This window comes from Alphaproteobacteria bacterium US3C007 (assembly GCA_034423775.1).
Lineage (GTDB): Bacteria > Pseudomonadota > Alphaproteobacteria > Rhodobacterales > Rhodobacteraceae > Thalassovivens > Thalassovivens spotae.
On the sequence record CP139918.1, the window covers coordinates 2376630 to 2390729 of the forward strand.

The 14100-nt window shown below is 52.3% G+C and carries 13 protein-coding genes; 4 read left to right on the top strand and 9 right to left on the bottom strand.

Translation table 11 applies throughout. The features are described 5' to 3' along the window. The first annotated feature begins 28 nt into the window (after window positions 1-28). The 3 genes from UM181_11355 to UM181_11365 all read left to right on the top strand — a co-directional run bounded on the left by UM181_11355 (window position 29) and on the right by UM181_11365 (window position 4653). Window positions 29-1837 carry an ABC transporter transmembrane domain-containing protein gene (locus tag UM181_11355; GenBank protein ID WQC61927.1) on the top strand — a complete coding sequence of 603 codons (1809 nt, stop codon included), beginning with the start codon at window positions 29-31 and terminating at the stop codon, window positions 1835-1837. Between the two features lie 78 nt (window positions 1838-1915). Continuing rightward, window positions 1916-3790 carry an acyl-CoA synthetase gene (locus tag UM181_11360; protein ID WQC61928.1) on the top strand — a complete coding sequence of 625 codons (1875 nt, stop codon included), beginning with the start codon at window positions 1916-1918 and terminating at the stop codon, window positions 3788-3790. A gap of 110 nt (window positions 3791-3900) precedes the next feature. After that, a complete protein-coding gene (locus tag UM181_11365; protein WQC61929.1) occupies window positions 3901-4653 on the top strand; it encodes a hypothetical protein in 753 nt (250 codons plus the stop codon). Here UM181_11365 and UM181_11370 read toward each other — a convergent pair. The 9 genes from UM181_11370 to UM181_11410 all read right to left on the bottom strand — a co-directional run bounded on the left by UM181_11370 (window position 4647) and on the right by UM181_11410 (window position 13405). Beyond that, window positions 4647-5843: a mandelate racemase/muconate lactonizing enzyme family protein gene (locus UM181_11370; protein ID WQC61930.1), complete on the bottom strand. Its 1197-nt coding sequence runs from the start codon at window positions 5841-5843 to the stop codon at window positions 4647-4649. The genes UM181_11365 and UM181_11370 overlap by 7 nt on opposite strands. A gap of 2 nt (window positions 5844-5845) precedes the next feature. Beyond that, the gene (locus UM181_11375) at window positions 5846-6940 is read right to left on the bottom strand and encodes a Zn-dependent alcohol dehydrogenase (GenBank protein WQC61931.1); all 1095 of its coding nucleotides are present in this window, start codon (window positions 6938-6940) and stop codon (window positions 5846-5848) included. Between the two features lie 65 nt (window positions 6941-7005). Further along, window positions 7006-8262 carry a TCR/Tet family MFS transporter gene (locus tag UM181_11380; protein ID WQC61932.1) on the bottom strand — a complete coding sequence of 419 codons (1257 nt, stop codon included), beginning with the start codon at window positions 8260-8262 and terminating at the stop codon, window positions 7006-7008. Between the two features lie 152 nt (window positions 8263-8414). After that, window positions 8415-9212 (bottom strand): 3-oxoadipate enol-lactonase, encoded by a 798-nt coding sequence (gene pcaD / locus UM181_11385; protein WQC61933.1) that lies wholly within the window; start codon window positions 9210-9212, stop codon window positions 8415-8417. A 116-nt stretch (window positions 9213-9328) separates the two neighbouring features. Further along, on the bottom strand, window positions 9329-10306 hold the full coding sequence (locus UM181_11390; GenBank protein WQC61934.1) for a threonine/serine dehydratase: 978 nt from the start codon (window positions 10304-10306) through the stop codon (window positions 9329-9331). Beyond that, window positions 10296-11132, bottom strand: a complete 837-nt coding sequence (locus UM181_11395; protein ID WQC61935.1) for an alpha/beta hydrolase — start codon at window positions 11130-11132, stop codon at window positions 10296-10298. Before UM181_11395 ends, UM181_11390 begins: the two co-directional genes overlap by 11 nt. Further along, window positions 11132-11818, bottom strand: coding sequence for a haloacid dehalogenase type II (locus UM181_11400; GenBank protein WQC61936.1), 687 nt, complete (start codon window positions 11816-11818; stop codon window positions 11132-11134). The genes UM181_11395 and UM181_11400 overlap by 1 nt, the downstream gene beginning before the upstream one ends. A 158-nt stretch (window positions 11819-11976) precedes the next feature. Then, on the bottom strand, window positions 11977-12963 hold the full coding sequence (locus tag UM181_11405) for an NADPH:quinone reductase (GenBank protein WQC61937.1): 987 nt from the start codon (window positions 12961-12963) through the stop codon (window positions 11977-11979). A 10-nt stretch (window positions 12964-12973) separates the two neighbouring features. Then, on the bottom strand, window positions 12974-13405 hold the full coding sequence (locus tag UM181_11410) for a Fur family transcriptional regulator (protein WQC61938.1): 432 nt from the start codon (window positions 13403-13405) through the stop codon (window positions 12974-12976). A 157-nt stretch (window positions 13406-13562) separates the two neighbouring features. Here UM181_11410 and fabA point away from each other — a divergent pair, with 157 nt between their 5' ends. Next, window positions 13563-14072 (top strand): bifunctional 3-hydroxydecanoyl-ACP dehydratase/trans-2-decenoyl-ACP isomerase, encoded by a 510-nt coding sequence (fabA, locus tag UM181_11415; protein WQC61939.1) that lies wholly within the window; start codon window positions 13563-13565, stop codon window positions 14070-14072. Window positions 14073-14100: the final 28 nt, after the last annotated feature.

Here is a 14100-nt window from a genome sequence, read left to right on the forward strand (position 1 = left end):
GGCTCAAGCAACTTTAGGATACCACCACATGGCAGCAGAGACCGCGCCCCAATTCGCCGAAACAGAACGCTCTAAATCAAAAAAACTGTCAGCATTGCAGGGTTTATTACCTTTTCTGTTGCCCTATAAAGCTTTGATGGGCGCTGCATTTCTGGCGCTTATTCTGACCGCAGGCGTGTCGTTAACCTTGCCACTGGCAGTGCGTCGGGTGGTGGATAATTTCGGTATTCCAGACGATTCCACATTGGATAAATATTTTGCGGCGGCGCTTGGCATCGCGGCCCTTTTGGCCTTGGGAACCGCGCTGCGCTATTCCTTGGTCACGCGCCTTGGCGAGCGGGTTGTGGCAGATATCCGGCGGGCAGTCTTTGATCGCGTGATCATGATGAGCCCGTCTTTTTTTGACAACATACTTACCGGAGAGGTGCTGAGCCGCATCACAACCGATACGACCCTAATCCTATCGGTCTTAGGCTCATCGATTTCAATCGCTTTGCGCAATTTGCTGATCTTTATCGGGGGTTTGGCGTTGATGTTTCTCACCTCGGTGAAGCTGACGGGGTTGGTGTTGTTGATCGTGCCTGCCGTGGTCATTCCGATTTTAACGCTTGGCCGGCGTGTGCGCCGCTTCAGCAAGCTCAATCAAGATTGGATCGCCGCCAGCTCGGGCACCGCGTCGGAATCGCTTGGCGCCGTACAAACTGTTCAAGCCTTTACCCATGAAGCGCAAACCCAAGCCGATTTCGCGGATGTCACCGAAAAAAGTTATTTGGTTGCAATTCAAAGAGTGAATACGCGCGCTTTAATGACGATGATTGTCATTTTTCTGGTATTTTCGGGAGTCGTCGGCGTTTTGTGGATTGGGGCCCGCGACGTAAGAAGCGATCTGATCAGCCCTGGCACGTTGATCCAGTTTTTGATCTACGCGATCATGGTGGCGGGATCAGTTGCCGCGCTTTCTGAGATTTGGAGCGAGTTGCAGCGCGCCGCTGGCGCAACAGAGCGACTTGTCGAGCTTTTGTCATCGCAGGATCACGTGTTGGACCCTGTGTCTCCAACGGCGCTTCCGGCGAATGCGAAGGGCAAATTAAGTTTTCAAAACGTCTCTTTTCGCTATCCAATGCGGCCGGAAACGCAGATTTTAAAGGATATCTCGTTTGAGGTGGAACCGGGCGAAACGGTGGCGCTTGTAGGCCCCTCTGGGGCCGGGAAGTCGACCATTATTCAATTGCTACTGCGCTTTTTTGATCCACAAAATGGGGCGATCTTATTCGATGGTATCAACCTAAGCGATTTGACCCGCAGCGCATTTCGCAAGCGTATGGCCGTGGTGCCGCAAGACCCTGTTATTTTTGCCGCCTCGGTGCGCGATAATATTCGATTTGGTCGCCCAGATGCTACCGATGAAGAGGTTTTGAAAGCTGCTCAAGCCGCTGCTGCAGCCGAGTTTATAAAAAAATTACCGCAAGGTTTTGACACTTATGTGGGAGAGCGCGGGGTTTTGCTTTCGGGTGGGCAAAAGCAACGGATTGCGATTGCGCGTGCAATTTTACGCGATGCCCCTGTGCTTTTGCTGGATGAAGCCACAAGCGCGCTGGATGCGGAAAGCGAACGGGCAGTGCAATTGGCGGTGGATGAATTGGCCCGCGACCGCACGACCCTGATTGTGGCGCATCGTTTGGCTACCGTGAAGAAAGCAGACCGCATTCTTGTATTGGATCAAGGCGGCGTGGTTGCAACCGGCACGCATGACGATCTGGTGGGCCAAGGGGGGCTTTACGCCAGGCTTGCAAAATTGCAATTTACCGATGGGGCAGTTTTAGAAACTGAGGTATAAAGCTTATAGTTCTTGAAAAACCAGCGCGCTTCCCGCAAGGTTGTCTGGGATAAAAATATATAAAATTGGGAGAATTTTATGGGCTTTGCTTCGATCGAAGACACACTGGCGCTTGAAAAAGAAATGTCTTGGGAACAAAGAGATGTGGCCAAAACGCTCTTCGGTCTGTTGAGCGAAACCGCTGATAAATTTCCCGAGCGCCCGGCGATCAGCTATCAGTTGCTATCGGGCCCGCAGGATAAAGCGGAAACCCTGAACTGGCGTAGCTTGCAGCAGAAAACCGCGCAGGCGGCAAATATGTTCAGGGCCCTGGGTGTTGGGCCTGAAGATGTGGTGGCCTTTGTATTGCCCAATTGTAATGAAACTGCGCTTACCATTTTGGGCGGGGCCGTGGCGGGGGTGGTAAACCCGATCAACCCCTTGCTGAATGTAGATCAAATTTCTTCAATTTTGCGCGAAACCAATGCCAAAGTTGTGGTGACCCTGAAGGCGTTTCCCAAAACCGATGTTGGGCAAAAAACAGCCGCGGCTGTTGCACAGGCACCGAATGTGAAAACGGTGTTAGAAATTGATCTCAACCGCTATTTGACGCCTCCTAAAAAATGGTTGGTGCCGTTGCTTCGACCCAAAAACCCCATCTCGCATAATGCTGAGGTGATGGATTTTAACGAAAAACTATCGCAGCATGCCACAACCTTAACTTTCGAAGATATTCAAAAAGACCGAGTGGCGGCGCTGTTTCACACGGGTGGCACCACGGGCATGCCCAAAGTTGCGCAGCATACCTATTCGGGGATGATTTATAATGGCTGGCTCGGAGGTGTGTTAAGCTTCACGGTGGATGATAACGTCATTTGTCCACTGCCTTTATTTCATGTCTTTGCCTGTCATATAATTTTGATGTCAGCACTTCATTCCGGTGCACATGTCATTTTCCCAACGCCGGCGGGGTATCGCGGTGAGGGCGTATTTGATAATTTTTGGAAATTGGTCGAGCGTTGGAAGATCACATATATAATTACGGTTCCAACAGCGGCAGCCGCCTTGATGCAGCGTCCAGTCGATGCAGATATATCAACGGTAAAAAATGCATTTTCTGGGTCGTCGCCCTTGCCTTTAGAACTGTTTAAACGATTTGAAAGCGCAAGCAATGTAAACATAATTGAGGGGTATGGCTTGACCGAGGTTACCGCTCTGGTTTCTTGTAACCCCACCGATGGCCTAAAAAAGGTTGGATCAGTTGGGGTGCGCTTGCCGTATACAACTGTTAAAATCGTGAATTCCAGCGCAGGTGAGTTGGTCGAATGTGCGGCCAATGAAATTGGTGAAATTTGCGTTTCCAACCCCGGGGTGTGGCCTGGCAATACCTATACCGAAGCGGCGAAGAACGTAGATCTTTATTACGAAGATACGTTTTTAAGAACTGGTGATCTGGGTCGCTTGGACGAGGATGGATATCTGTGGATTACAGGCCGCGCCAAAGATCTGATTATACGTGGGGGGCATAATATAGATCCTGCGCAAATTGAAGAAGCGCTTTTGGGCCATGCCAGCGTTGCCTTTGCAGGAGCGATTGGACAACCTGATGCGCATTCAGGGGAATTGCCCTGCGTGTATGTTGAATTGGTGGCCGATGGTGAGGTGACGCCCGATGAATTGAAGGCATTTTGCGAAGAGCATGTGCCAGAGCGGGCCGCGCATCCAAAATATGTTGAGATTTTGGACGAGCTTCCAAAAACTGCTGTGGGCAAAGTCTTTAAACCTGATCTGCGCAAGCGCGCGATCACACGAACCTTTAATGCAGCGTTGAGTGATGCGGGCCTACAGGCTTCGGTGGTTGAGGTGCGAGATGATAAGCAACTTGGATTGATCGCATGCGTTGCCAGCGAGGCCAGCGATGGCGAGATTACGGCTGTGCTGGGCGGATTTGCCAATACGTGGAGCCGCGTATAGAGCAGCGGCCAGCGCTGAATTGCTTTTGAAATGGGCTTTTATGGGGCTTGATAAAAAGGCGTTGCGCCTGAGCTGGTTACGCGAATGGTAGCGGATAGAGGGGCTTTGTAATGTTAGAAGAACACCGCCCGTCTGTTGGGATTCTTGGCTCTGGTCCAAATGTGATGGCGGCAAGAGACTGGCCGGAGCACCCGTTTGATAAGCTTGTGGTGATCAACAACGCGTGGCAGGTGCGCCCGGATTGGGATGACCTTGTCTTTCCCTATGATTTCCCGCCCGAGCGGCAGCCGACAAATTTAAAGCCACGGCAACGCTTGATTGGCGAGGCTGAGTTTGTTCCTGTACAAAATCAATATGGTGGGTTTGTTTATGCTGGTGCAACCATGGCATTCACCACCGCCTATTGGGTTTTGGGACATTACAACCCGCGGGAAATCGTTTTTTTGGGATGTGATATGTCTTATCCCAAAACCAGCAAGACGCATTTCTATGGCACCGGTACGGCCGACCCTTTGCGCGAGGATATCACGCTGATCTCGCTTGAGGCAAAAGCCGCGCGGCTTTATGCGCTTGCGCTTGCGCAGGGCTGTGAAATCAGCAACCTGTCAAAAGAGACAAGCCGTTTGATCGCACCCCGGCGCAGCCTATCAGAGCCGCGTCCGAAACCCTTTAAGATTGATAAAGTGCAAAAAGCGCATGCGCTCGCCCGCGAGCAAGAGCTGGCCTATTATGTCAAGTCCGGGCGTTATTGGGAAGAGTTGGAGCGCTTTGATATTAAGCAGATAAAACGCCTTGATGCGCTTTGGAGCACTGTGGTCATAGCCCCGCCCCAAGGAGTCGCCGCGCCTATGCGCAGTCACTGACTCCGATAGGCATTGGGCAAAGGGCTCATTTCCAGATGCAGCTTGGTACCGGTATAGGGGTGCGCCCGCGCCAAGTTTTCATTCACCTCGATCCCCAAGCCAGATTGGGATGGCGCTGCAATATATCCGTTTTCGACAATGATGCTGGATGAAATCAAGGATTTATGAAACTCGGTTTCGATCGTTTCAGCGATCAAGAAATTTGGAATGGAAACGCCCAAGTGAATATTCGCGGCCCATTCAATCGGGCCTGCGTAAAGATGGGGCGCGACCTGAGCGTTGAAGGTTTCGGCAATAGCTGCCATTTTTTTCATTTCCCAAATACCCCCAGCGCGCCCCAGCGCCGGTTGCATGATGGCAGCGCCTGCGGTTCTGAGCAGGGTGGCAAATTCGGCCTTTGTGGTCAGCCGTTCTCCGGTTGCGATCGGTATGTGCAGCGCCGCTGCAACTTTTGCAAATTCAAGCAGATTGTCGGGTGGAATAGGCTCTTCAAACCACATGGGTGAAAACCTTTCTAAGGCCTTTCCCAGTTGAATTGCCCCCGCGGTGGAAAATTGACCATGCGTTCCAAACAACAAATCTGCCTTATCCCCAACAGCGGCGCGAATTTTTTCACAAAACGCAACAGACCGGGATATGTCAGATTGTGAAGGCATATGCCCCCCAAACTGGGTATAGGGGCCGGCGGGGTCAAATTTAACGGCGGTATAACCGCGATCTACCAAAGCCGCAGCGCTTTCGGCAGCCATATCGGCATCGCACCAAAAGGCATCCTCTGGATGGTGCTGTAACGGGTAAAGATAGCTATAAGCGCGCAGTTTTTTATTAACCAAGCCCCCCAATAAGGCCCAGACGGGGCGATCACGTTGTTTGCCTAAAATATCCCAACAGGCGATTTCCAAACCCGAAAACGCCCCCATGACAGTTAGATCGGGGCGTTGAGTGAAGCCTGAAGAATAGGTTTTTCGAAACAAAGCTTCAATGTTTTCGGGGTTCTGATTAAAAAAATGCCGTTCAAAAACATCTTGAATGACGGCCTGCATGGCAGTCGGGCCCACGCTCGAGGCATAGGATTCCCCCCAGCCGACCAAGCCCGTATCGGTGGTAAGCTTGATCAAAATCCAATAGCGCCCCCCCCATCCCGGGGCTGGCGGCGCGGTGACGATAATATCAAGATCGGTAAGCTTCATCTTCAGCCCTCAATATCAAAGACAATCACATTGCGCCGCGCTGCGCCGGTTTTGGTGTCAGCGATGGCCTCATTGATCTGCTCAAAGCGAAATCGCCCAGAGATCAATTCGTCAAGCTTTAAGCGGCCTTGATGGTATAGATCGACCATCCACGGTATGTCACGACGGATCACCACATTGCCCATTTTTGAGCCGATCATGCCTTGGTTGACAGCCGCCATTTTCACCGGTTCAAAGGTTGAGCTATCGCCATTTTGTGGCATGCCGACCATGATCACTTTGCCGCCATAGGCAAGATAACGGGCCGCCGTGTCATAAACTGCGCCGATGCCCACAGTCACAAAGACCGCATCGACGCCCCGTCCTAGCGCCTTTTTAACGCTTTGCCAGGGCTTTGCCTCGCTGGCCAATACCACATCAGTTGCGCCAAATTCACGCGCGATGTCCAATTTTTCTGGGTTCATATCAACGGCAACGATGCGGCGCGCGCCAGCCAATTTCGCCCCTTGAATCGCATTCAGGCCGACCCCGCCGGCGCCAATGATCACGGCATCTTGGCCGGGGCGTAACTGCGCCGCATTGACCACCGCACCAATTCCGGTGATCACCCCACAGCTTAATAACGCGGCCACATCAAACGCTAAATTATCTGCGATTTTTACGGCTTGGCTTTGATCTATCACTACTTTTTCAGCAAATGCGCCGCAGGCCATGCCTTGATGTAGCTTACCGCCCTTGGCTGTTTTGATCGGGCCATGATCGCCATCATACCGGGTTTCGCAAACTGTGGGCGCCCCGGTGCTGCAATTCCCACAATGCCCACAGGCTCGGATCAGCGTTACGACAACATGATCGCCAATGGCAAAGCCTGATATGCCATCCCCCAAACCCGAAACAATGCCCGCCGCCTCATGCCCATAGACCGCCGGCAGCGTCCCCCCCCAAGCTCCGTCAATATATGATATATCAGAATGACAGATCGCCACAGCGCCCAATGTAACTTCTATTTCCCCCTTCACGGGCGCGCGCAGCTCGATCGTTTCAAGCGTTAAATCTGTTCCGAATTCATGGCAAATAGCGGCTTTAACAGGTGGCATTGAAATCTCCCCTTTTGTCGCAGTGTGTCAAGCTTTCTGGCAGGTGCAAGGCGGAATTTACCTTTTTATTCGCCGGCAGTACGGGGCGGAACAGTTTGCGCGCTGCGGCGTAGAAAGATAATCAGGCACAGGCCTATTAAAATCGCCGAGCAGATAAACGGAGCCCCAGGGAAATAGAACGGTGCCGTAGGTGCGGTAAAGACTGAAAAAACGAATGTCATCGTCAAAGGCGTGATCACCATTGAAACAGAATGTAAGCTGCCCAAAACGCCTTGAAGCGTGCCTTGCGTATCATTCGGAGTCGCTTGAGACATAATCGCTTGCAGGGCAGGCTGGCCGATAACCCCAAGCGATGCAACGGGGATTAAAAACAGCAATAAAATGCCATTGGTTACCAAAGCCAGCATGATCATCGCCAAAAGTTCAAAGCAAAACCCGATGATCACCGTTTTTGTCTCGCCAAATCTTGCAATGGCAGGGCGCACCAACCCGCCTTGAACGATCGCAAAAAACACGCCGTAGATCGTTAGGGAAACACCGATCATGCCGGGCGACCAGTCAAATCGCTCGACCGTGAAAAACGGCCATATTGCAGCATAAACTGAGGTGGCAATCCCGTAAAGAAGGGTGACCGTTAAGAATAGACGCAAGCCCGGAAAGGCCGCGACGGTTTTCAAAGCTCCAAATGGGTTGGCCCGCCGCCAATTAAAATTGCTGCGTATATTATCCGTCACGCTTTCAGGTAGGATGATAATCCCCATCACCGCGTTCAAGGCGGCTAAAGCCGCCGCAGCAAAAAACGGCGCGCGCGGTCCCCATTCGCCTAAGAATCCGCCCAAAACCGGGCCCAGTACGAAGCCCATACCAAACCCCGCGCCCAGCAGGCCAAACCGCGCTGCTTTTTCCGAGGGCTTTGAAATATCTGCCATATAGGCCGAGGCAGTTGGCTGCGTGGCGGATGTGATCCCCCCAATAATGCGAGCGACAAATAACAGCCAAATGGTTTGCGCAAAGCCCATGGCCAGATAATAAAACGCCATCACCAAAAGCGAGACAAGTAAAATTGGCTTGCGGCCGATCTGATCCGATAAAGATCCCAAAATGGGCCCGAAAACAAATTGCATCGCAGCGTAAATTGATGCCAGAAGCCCCCCCCATATCGCCGCCTCTGCAAGGCTGGCACCGGGAAGAACATCGGTGAGCAGCGCCGGTGTAACGGGGATAATAATGCCAATGCCCATCGAATCTAGCACCACTGTCATCACCAGAAATACAATCGTAGGGCGCGTGACTTTTACGCTGCTTGCGGGGGGTTCACTCATGCTTTGACACTTTTGGTGAACCTGTGCCGTGCGGTTTTTTTATGCGCTGCGATGAAAGGGCATCGCTTTTTTTATTCACGCGGTTTAACGCGTGTTGCACCAATGGGCCTTCTGCGCCGCGTTGAAAGGCAAGCCAAGCTTGTATCGTTGGGTTAATTATCGGTTGCATAGCCAACATCTTGCAAAAACTTGAGCAGTATTTTGGCATAAACTTCAGGCTGCTCAACGCAGGGAAGATGGCCCGCTTTTTTGATCAGCTGAAATTGCGCGCCGGGGATTAAGCTTATTGTTTCGCGCACTAAATCAGGCGGCGTTGAGCCATCCTCGCTGCCCGCTATGCCAAGACAGGGCAATCGCAAGCCAGAAGTAGGGGCCAGAAAATCGCTGCCCGCAATCGCCGCGCTGCATCCTATATAGCCCTCACGTGGCTGGCGGATCAGCATATTACGCCATAAATCCAATTGTGGTGTCGCGCGAAATTCGGCGCTGAACCACCGCTCCATAATGGCGCTCTCAAGCGCTTCAATCCCGCCTTGCTCAACCGCTTTTATACGGCCCTGCCACAGTTGCGATGTTCCGATTTTTGCACCCGTATTTGATAACACCAAAGCATGCACCAGATCCAAACGCTTGGCGGCCAATCCTTGTGCGATCATGCCGCCGATAGACAGGCCTATAAAAACGCAATTTGAAACGTTTAAATGGTCTAACAGCGCTTCTGCATCGCGGATTAACGCGCCCATGCTATAGGGGCCAGAGGGGCATTCGGACAGTCCGTGGCCGCGCTTGTCATATCGGATAATCCTGAAATCTTTCGGAAGATAAGGCAGAATAGGATCCCAAAGCCGTAAATCTGTGCCAAGCGAATTTGAAAAGACCAAAGCCGGCCCTTTTGGATCACCATCTTCGCGGTAATGCAGCTTTATGTGTTCGAGATCAGCATAACGCATCCAACATCACTCCCCTCGCGCCGGCTTTTTCTTTTTTAAGCGCTTGAATTATGGGCTAACATTCCTGATTGGATCATTCAATATCCGCAGGGCACTGCAGTTGGTTTTTACCTTGCTTAGCTGCTGGGCGCGTGGCGCAACGCGTTTTGGAACATTTCCGTATCAACATTGCCCCCTGAGGCCACGGCAATCACGGGGTGCTGCGCGCGTTCCGGGGCGTTGAATAATGCTGCTGCCAAAGCAACTGCTCCGCCTGGCTCGAGAATAATTTTCAAACGCGCATAGGCCAACGCCATCGCTTCCAGCGCCTGTCTTTCAGAGACAACAAGCCCTCGGCTGCAATATTGCTGCAAAATTGGAAATGTAAGATCGCCCGGCGTCGGGGTTACAATAGCATCACAAATGCCGCGCGCCTCCGGCGCATTATGCTGATGCGTGCCAGTTGCCAACGAGCGCGCGGTATCATCAAAACCTTCGGGCTCTACGGGAAAGACCTGCATCTGCGGCGCGGCATATGCCAGTGCAATTGCGATACCGCTGGTCAGCCCGCCACCGCCACAACACACAAGAACATCGGCGCGCTCTATGTTTAAAGCGGCGCATTGATCGGCAATTTCCAGCCCGGTCGTGCCTTGGCCCGCGATGACCTGCGGCTCATCATAAGGTTTGATCAAGGTCAACCCGCGTTGATCGGACAAAGTGGCGCCAATCGCTTCGCGGCTTTCCTTATGTCGATCGTAAAGCTGCACTTCAGCGCCCAAGGCTTTTGTATTGTTGATCTTAATTCGTGGCGCATCCTCGGGCATTATGATCAAGGCGGAAGTATCGTGCTGTTTCGCGGCGAGGGCCACGCCTTGGGCGTGGTTACCCGAAGAAAACGCCAATACGCCCTTGCGCCGTTGGGTCTCGCTTAAAGCCGAAATGGCCGCAAATGCGCCCCGATATTTGAAGCTGCCAGTATGCTGTAAACATTCAGCTTTTACCCAGATGGGGCGGCCGGCGATCTCATCTAAAAAGGGTGAGTTGAGCAACGGCGTTTCGCGCGCATGGCCACGCAGGCGCCCCGCGGCAGCTTTGATAAGATCAAGGTCCATTTTCTATCAACTTGCTCCATTTGTGCAACGCGTCCAGCGCTTGGGGTTCATCTAGAAAGGGAATATGCCCTCGGTTCGGGACTTTAGCCAAAATCATATCGGGCCGATATGCCTGCATTTTTTCTACCGCTGCTGCGCTTAGAAGATCTGAATTCACACCATGAATTAAAGCCAAAGGCAGACCGTCTAAAGCCTTAAAAAGGGGCCAAAGGTCGGGGTTGGGCATTGCGGCTTGTTGCTCAATCACTGCATCGCGCAGCTTTGAATCATAGCGAAGGTCCAATCCAAGCGGGGTTTCTGCGTAAAGATTGGCCGCTTCGGCGCGCCAGCGTTCTATAGGCACATGCTCAAACCCCGGGCTGTGGGCTGCACGCATCCGGGCTGCGTCTTTCAGCGTTTTTGCGGCGGGCGGGCGGCCCAAATAGGCAAGAATATCGTTCAAGCCATTTGGCTGCAATTCTGGACCAATATCGTTGAGCGCCACGGCCCTGAGGCGGTCTTTGGCGATATGGGCAAGATACATCGCAATAATACCACCCCGTGATGTTCCCAGAATTGCGGTTTTATCAATTTTCAAATGGTCGAGCAGTTCAAGCGCATCCGCAGCTTCGCGCGGCACCATGTAAGTTTTGTAATCTGCCGCCCAATCTGAACGGCCTCGACCTCGATAATCGAGCTTAATCAGCCGAAACATCGACAGATGCGGGCTGACAAAATCAAAATCATCTAAATTGCGCGTTAGGCCGGACAGGCAAAGTAAAGGCCGACCATGGCCTGTATCGCTGTAAAAAAGCGACAGACCATCTGAGCTGATAAAACGTGGCATCAGCTTTGCGCCAGTTTTGGCAAAGAATGCAATGTATTCAGCCTATGCTTTGGCCTGTGGGGAAGCCGATCCAGCGGAATATTGTTTCGATTGACCCAGGCTGTTTCAAATCCGTATCCGGTGGCACCTGCGGCATCCCAGCCATTTGCCGAGACGAATAAAACCTCTTGTGAAACGCAGTTGAAATGTTGCCCAACCAGATCGTAGACGCGGCTGTTTGGTTTGAAAACGCCAACGCGTTCAACCGATAAAATAGCGTCGAGATATCCGCCCAATCCTGCGGAAGCCACAGCTGCGTCGAGCATAGCAGGGGATCCATTTGATAAAATGGCCGTTTTCATCCCCATTTCCTTTAGGCGAAACAGCATATCGGGCACTTCGTCATAGGCTTGTAATTCCCAATAAAGCTGTAAAAGTCGTTCGCGTCGCGCATCATTTTTATCAAGCGATAGGGCTTCGAGGGCAAAATCAAGCCCATCTTGCGTGACCTGCCAAAAATCACAATGTTCCTGCGTGATTGCTCTTAGCCAAGTGTATTGCAGCTGTTTGTCGCGCCAGATTTCCGCAAGCTTTTGCCATTGATCTGCTAAGGCGGTGTCATGGCCTTCTTGCGCGGCAAGCCGGGCGGCGGCGGCGACGTCAAATAAAGTGCCATAGGCATCGAAAACACAGGTTGTGATGGGCATGTTGGGATCCTTATACTCGCAACAAACTGGCATGCGCGGCGCTGTCTGAAAAGCCCAAAACCTATTTCAGTTTGATCTTTATAGCCGGCTGGATACTCGGCGCAGCGCTTCATTGCTCATAAGAGCAGTGCCGACGAAAGGGGGGGGCAGCTTTTTTGTTATTTAATTTCCAACAGTACCGCGCCGCGCCGGCCACCGCGTTCAACGTGCTGATGCGCCGATGCACAGTCTTCCAAAGGATAGATCTGATCAATTTGAGGCAGTAAATCCCCTGCGATTAAGGCTTTATGCAAGCTGTCTATCGCGTTTTGACGATCGGTTTCATTTAGAATGTATATGAGAGCGATATCAATTTTAAGGGCTTTGAATAAAAATTGACCAAAGGGCAAGCTGGGATTCATATCCAGCGCAGATCCATAAACTGAGATGACGCCTTCGGGCCGCATAACATCGGCCAAAAGCGGTGCATTCAGCCCGAATTCAAGCTCTATGGCGCGATCAATGCCTGCGCTGCATAACGCTTTGATTTCTAGATCAAGATCGGGGGCCTTATAATCAAACACATGATCCGCGCCGGCGGCCAAAACGCGCTCAAAATGGGGCGGTGAAGCCGTTGCGATAACGCGGGCACCGCCGGCTTTCGCCAGTTGAACGGCAAGATGTCCAACCGTGCCGCCTGCACCGGAAATCAACAGGGTTTTTCCGGCCACAGCGCCGCCGCCAAGCACGCAATGCGCTGCGGTAAGGCCAGGAATTCCTAAGACTGCGCCGGTTTGCAAACTGATCCCTTCGGGCAGCGCCACCGCCTGTGTTGCCGGAAGCGTGATATACTCAGCCGCAGTGCCATGGGCCCGCGCCCATTGGCCGTTCCAAATCCAAACCCGCTCTCCCAACCGCTCTTTGCTGACGCCTGCGCCGAGATCTGTGATAATGCCCGCGCCGTCAGAATGCGGCGTAATCAGATCGAAGGCGGGTTTCACCACTCCTGGTCTGGCGCCGGCACGGGCTTTCACATCTGAAGGGTTGACGCCCGAATAAGCCAGTTTGACCCGCACTTCTCCATCTGCTGGCGGGGTGGACACTAGGGTGTTCAGCGCAAGAACGTTGGGCGCAGGCCCGAACCTGCTATAGGCCATTGCACGCATCACAGCTCTTTTACGGTTTGAGTATGGTTTTTTTGCGCAAACGTATCACCACATCGACCGAAACGATTTCAGCGCCATCTGGTGCGTTTGGCAATTGCGAGATTTGCAGCTGCTCTGCGGGGGCATCGGATAAGGTTGCCGTGTCTTCCCAAAAGAAATGTGGATGTTCATGGGTGTTCGTGTCAAAGTAGCTTTTTGATCCATCTACCGTGATTTCTTGCATCAAGCCCGCATCGCAAAACGCGCCCAGCGTATTGTAAACCGTTGCAAGGGACACTTTGTCGCCGGCATCTTTTACCTGCTCAAACAAGCTTTCGGCAGTCACATGGCGGTGGCCACCATCCCCCACAAGCACGTCCGCCAGCGCCATACGCTGCCGAGTTGGTCGCAGTCCTGCTGAGGCGAGCCATCCGCTGGCCCTGTTGTAAGAGGCTGTTGTCATCGTTTCACCCGATCATTAGCGCCCAGTATATGGTGCTTCTGGCACGAAGTTCAATGTTTTTAATTCTGCGCAGCGCGATGTTTGGTGCCAAGACTTGCAAGCCGGTTTGTCGCAATGCTACATAGGTCTCAAAATAACAAAAATATTGAGGGTCAGTATGGCGAATTTCCCAACCCAGTTTGATCGTGATGATCTGCTGAAATGTGCGCGGGGCGAGTTGTTTGGCGAAGGCAACGCGCAATTGCCTGAGCCTCCGATGTTGATGATGGATCGGATCACCGACATCTCTGAAGATGGCGGAGAGTATGGTAAAGGCCATGTAGTGGCAGAGTTTGATATTAAGCCGGACTTATGGTTTTTTGACTGCCATTTTCCGAAAAACCCGATTATGCCTGGCTGCCTAGGTCTGGATGGGTTGTGGCAACTCACCGGGTTCAATCTGGGCTGGCGCGGATGGCAGGGGCGCGGATATGCCTTGGGCGTGGGCGAAGTGAAACTAACCGGGATGGTGCGGCCAGATCGTAAAATGCTGAAATATTTTGTTTCATTTTCAAAAGCCATTCAGACGCGGCGCTTGACGATGGGCGTGGCTGACGGACGCGTTGAAGCCGACGGGGAAGTCATCTATCAGGTCAAAGACATGAAAGTCGCCTTGTCCGAAACTTGATGTCATTTTGAAAACTTAAGGAGAATAT

Excerpts from the sequence above, each read along its gene's own strand:
- UM181_11355 (WQC61927.1), top strand. The coding sequence starts at position 29 with ATGGCAGCAGAGACCGCGCCCCAATTCGCCGAAACAGAACGCTCTAAA.
- UM181_11360 (WQC61928.1), top strand. The coding sequence starts at position 1,916 with ATGGGCTTTGCTTCGATCGAAGACACACTGGCGCTTGAAAAAGAAATG.
- UM181_11365 (WQC61929.1), top strand. The coding sequence starts at position 3,901 with ATGTTAGAAGAACACCGCCCGTCTGTTGGGATTCTTGGCTCTGGTCCA.
- UM181_11370 (WQC61930.1), bottom strand. The coding sequence starts at position 5,843 with ATGAAGCTTACCGATCTTGATATTATCGTCACCGCGCCGCCAGCCCCG.
- UM181_11375 (WQC61931.1), bottom strand. The coding sequence starts at position 6,940 with ATGCCACCTGTTAAAGCCGCTATTTGCCATGAATTCGGAACAGATTTA.
- UM181_11380 (WQC61932.1), bottom strand. The coding sequence starts at position 8,262 with ATGAGTGAACCCCCCGCAAGCAGCGTAAAAGTCACGCGCCCTACGATT.
- pcaD (WQC61933.1), bottom strand. The coding sequence starts at position 9,212 with ATGCGTTATGCTGATCTCGAACACATAAAGCTGCATTACCGCGAAGAT.
- UM181_11390 (WQC61934.1), bottom strand. The coding sequence starts at position 10,306 with ATGGACCTTGATCTTATCAAAGCTGCCGCGGGGCGCCTGCGTGGCCAT.
- UM181_11395 (WQC61935.1), bottom strand. The coding sequence starts at position 11,132 with ATGCCACGTTTTATCAGCTCAGATGGTCTGTCGCTTTTTTACAGCGAT.
- UM181_11400 (WQC61936.1), bottom strand. The coding sequence starts at position 11,818 with ATGCCCATCACAACCTGTGTTTTCGATGCCTATGGCACTTTATTTGAC.
- UM181_11405 (WQC61937.1), bottom strand. The coding sequence starts at position 12,963 with ATGCGTGCAATGGCCTATAGCAGGTTCGGGCCTGCGCCCAACGTTCTT.
- UM181_11410 (WQC61938.1), bottom strand. The coding sequence starts at position 13,405 with ATGACAACAGCCTCTTACAACAGGGCCAGCGGATGGCTCGCCTCAGCA.
- fabA (WQC61939.1), top strand. The coding sequence starts at position 13,563 with ATGGCGAATTTCCCAACCCAGTTTGATCGTGATGATCTGCTGAAATGT.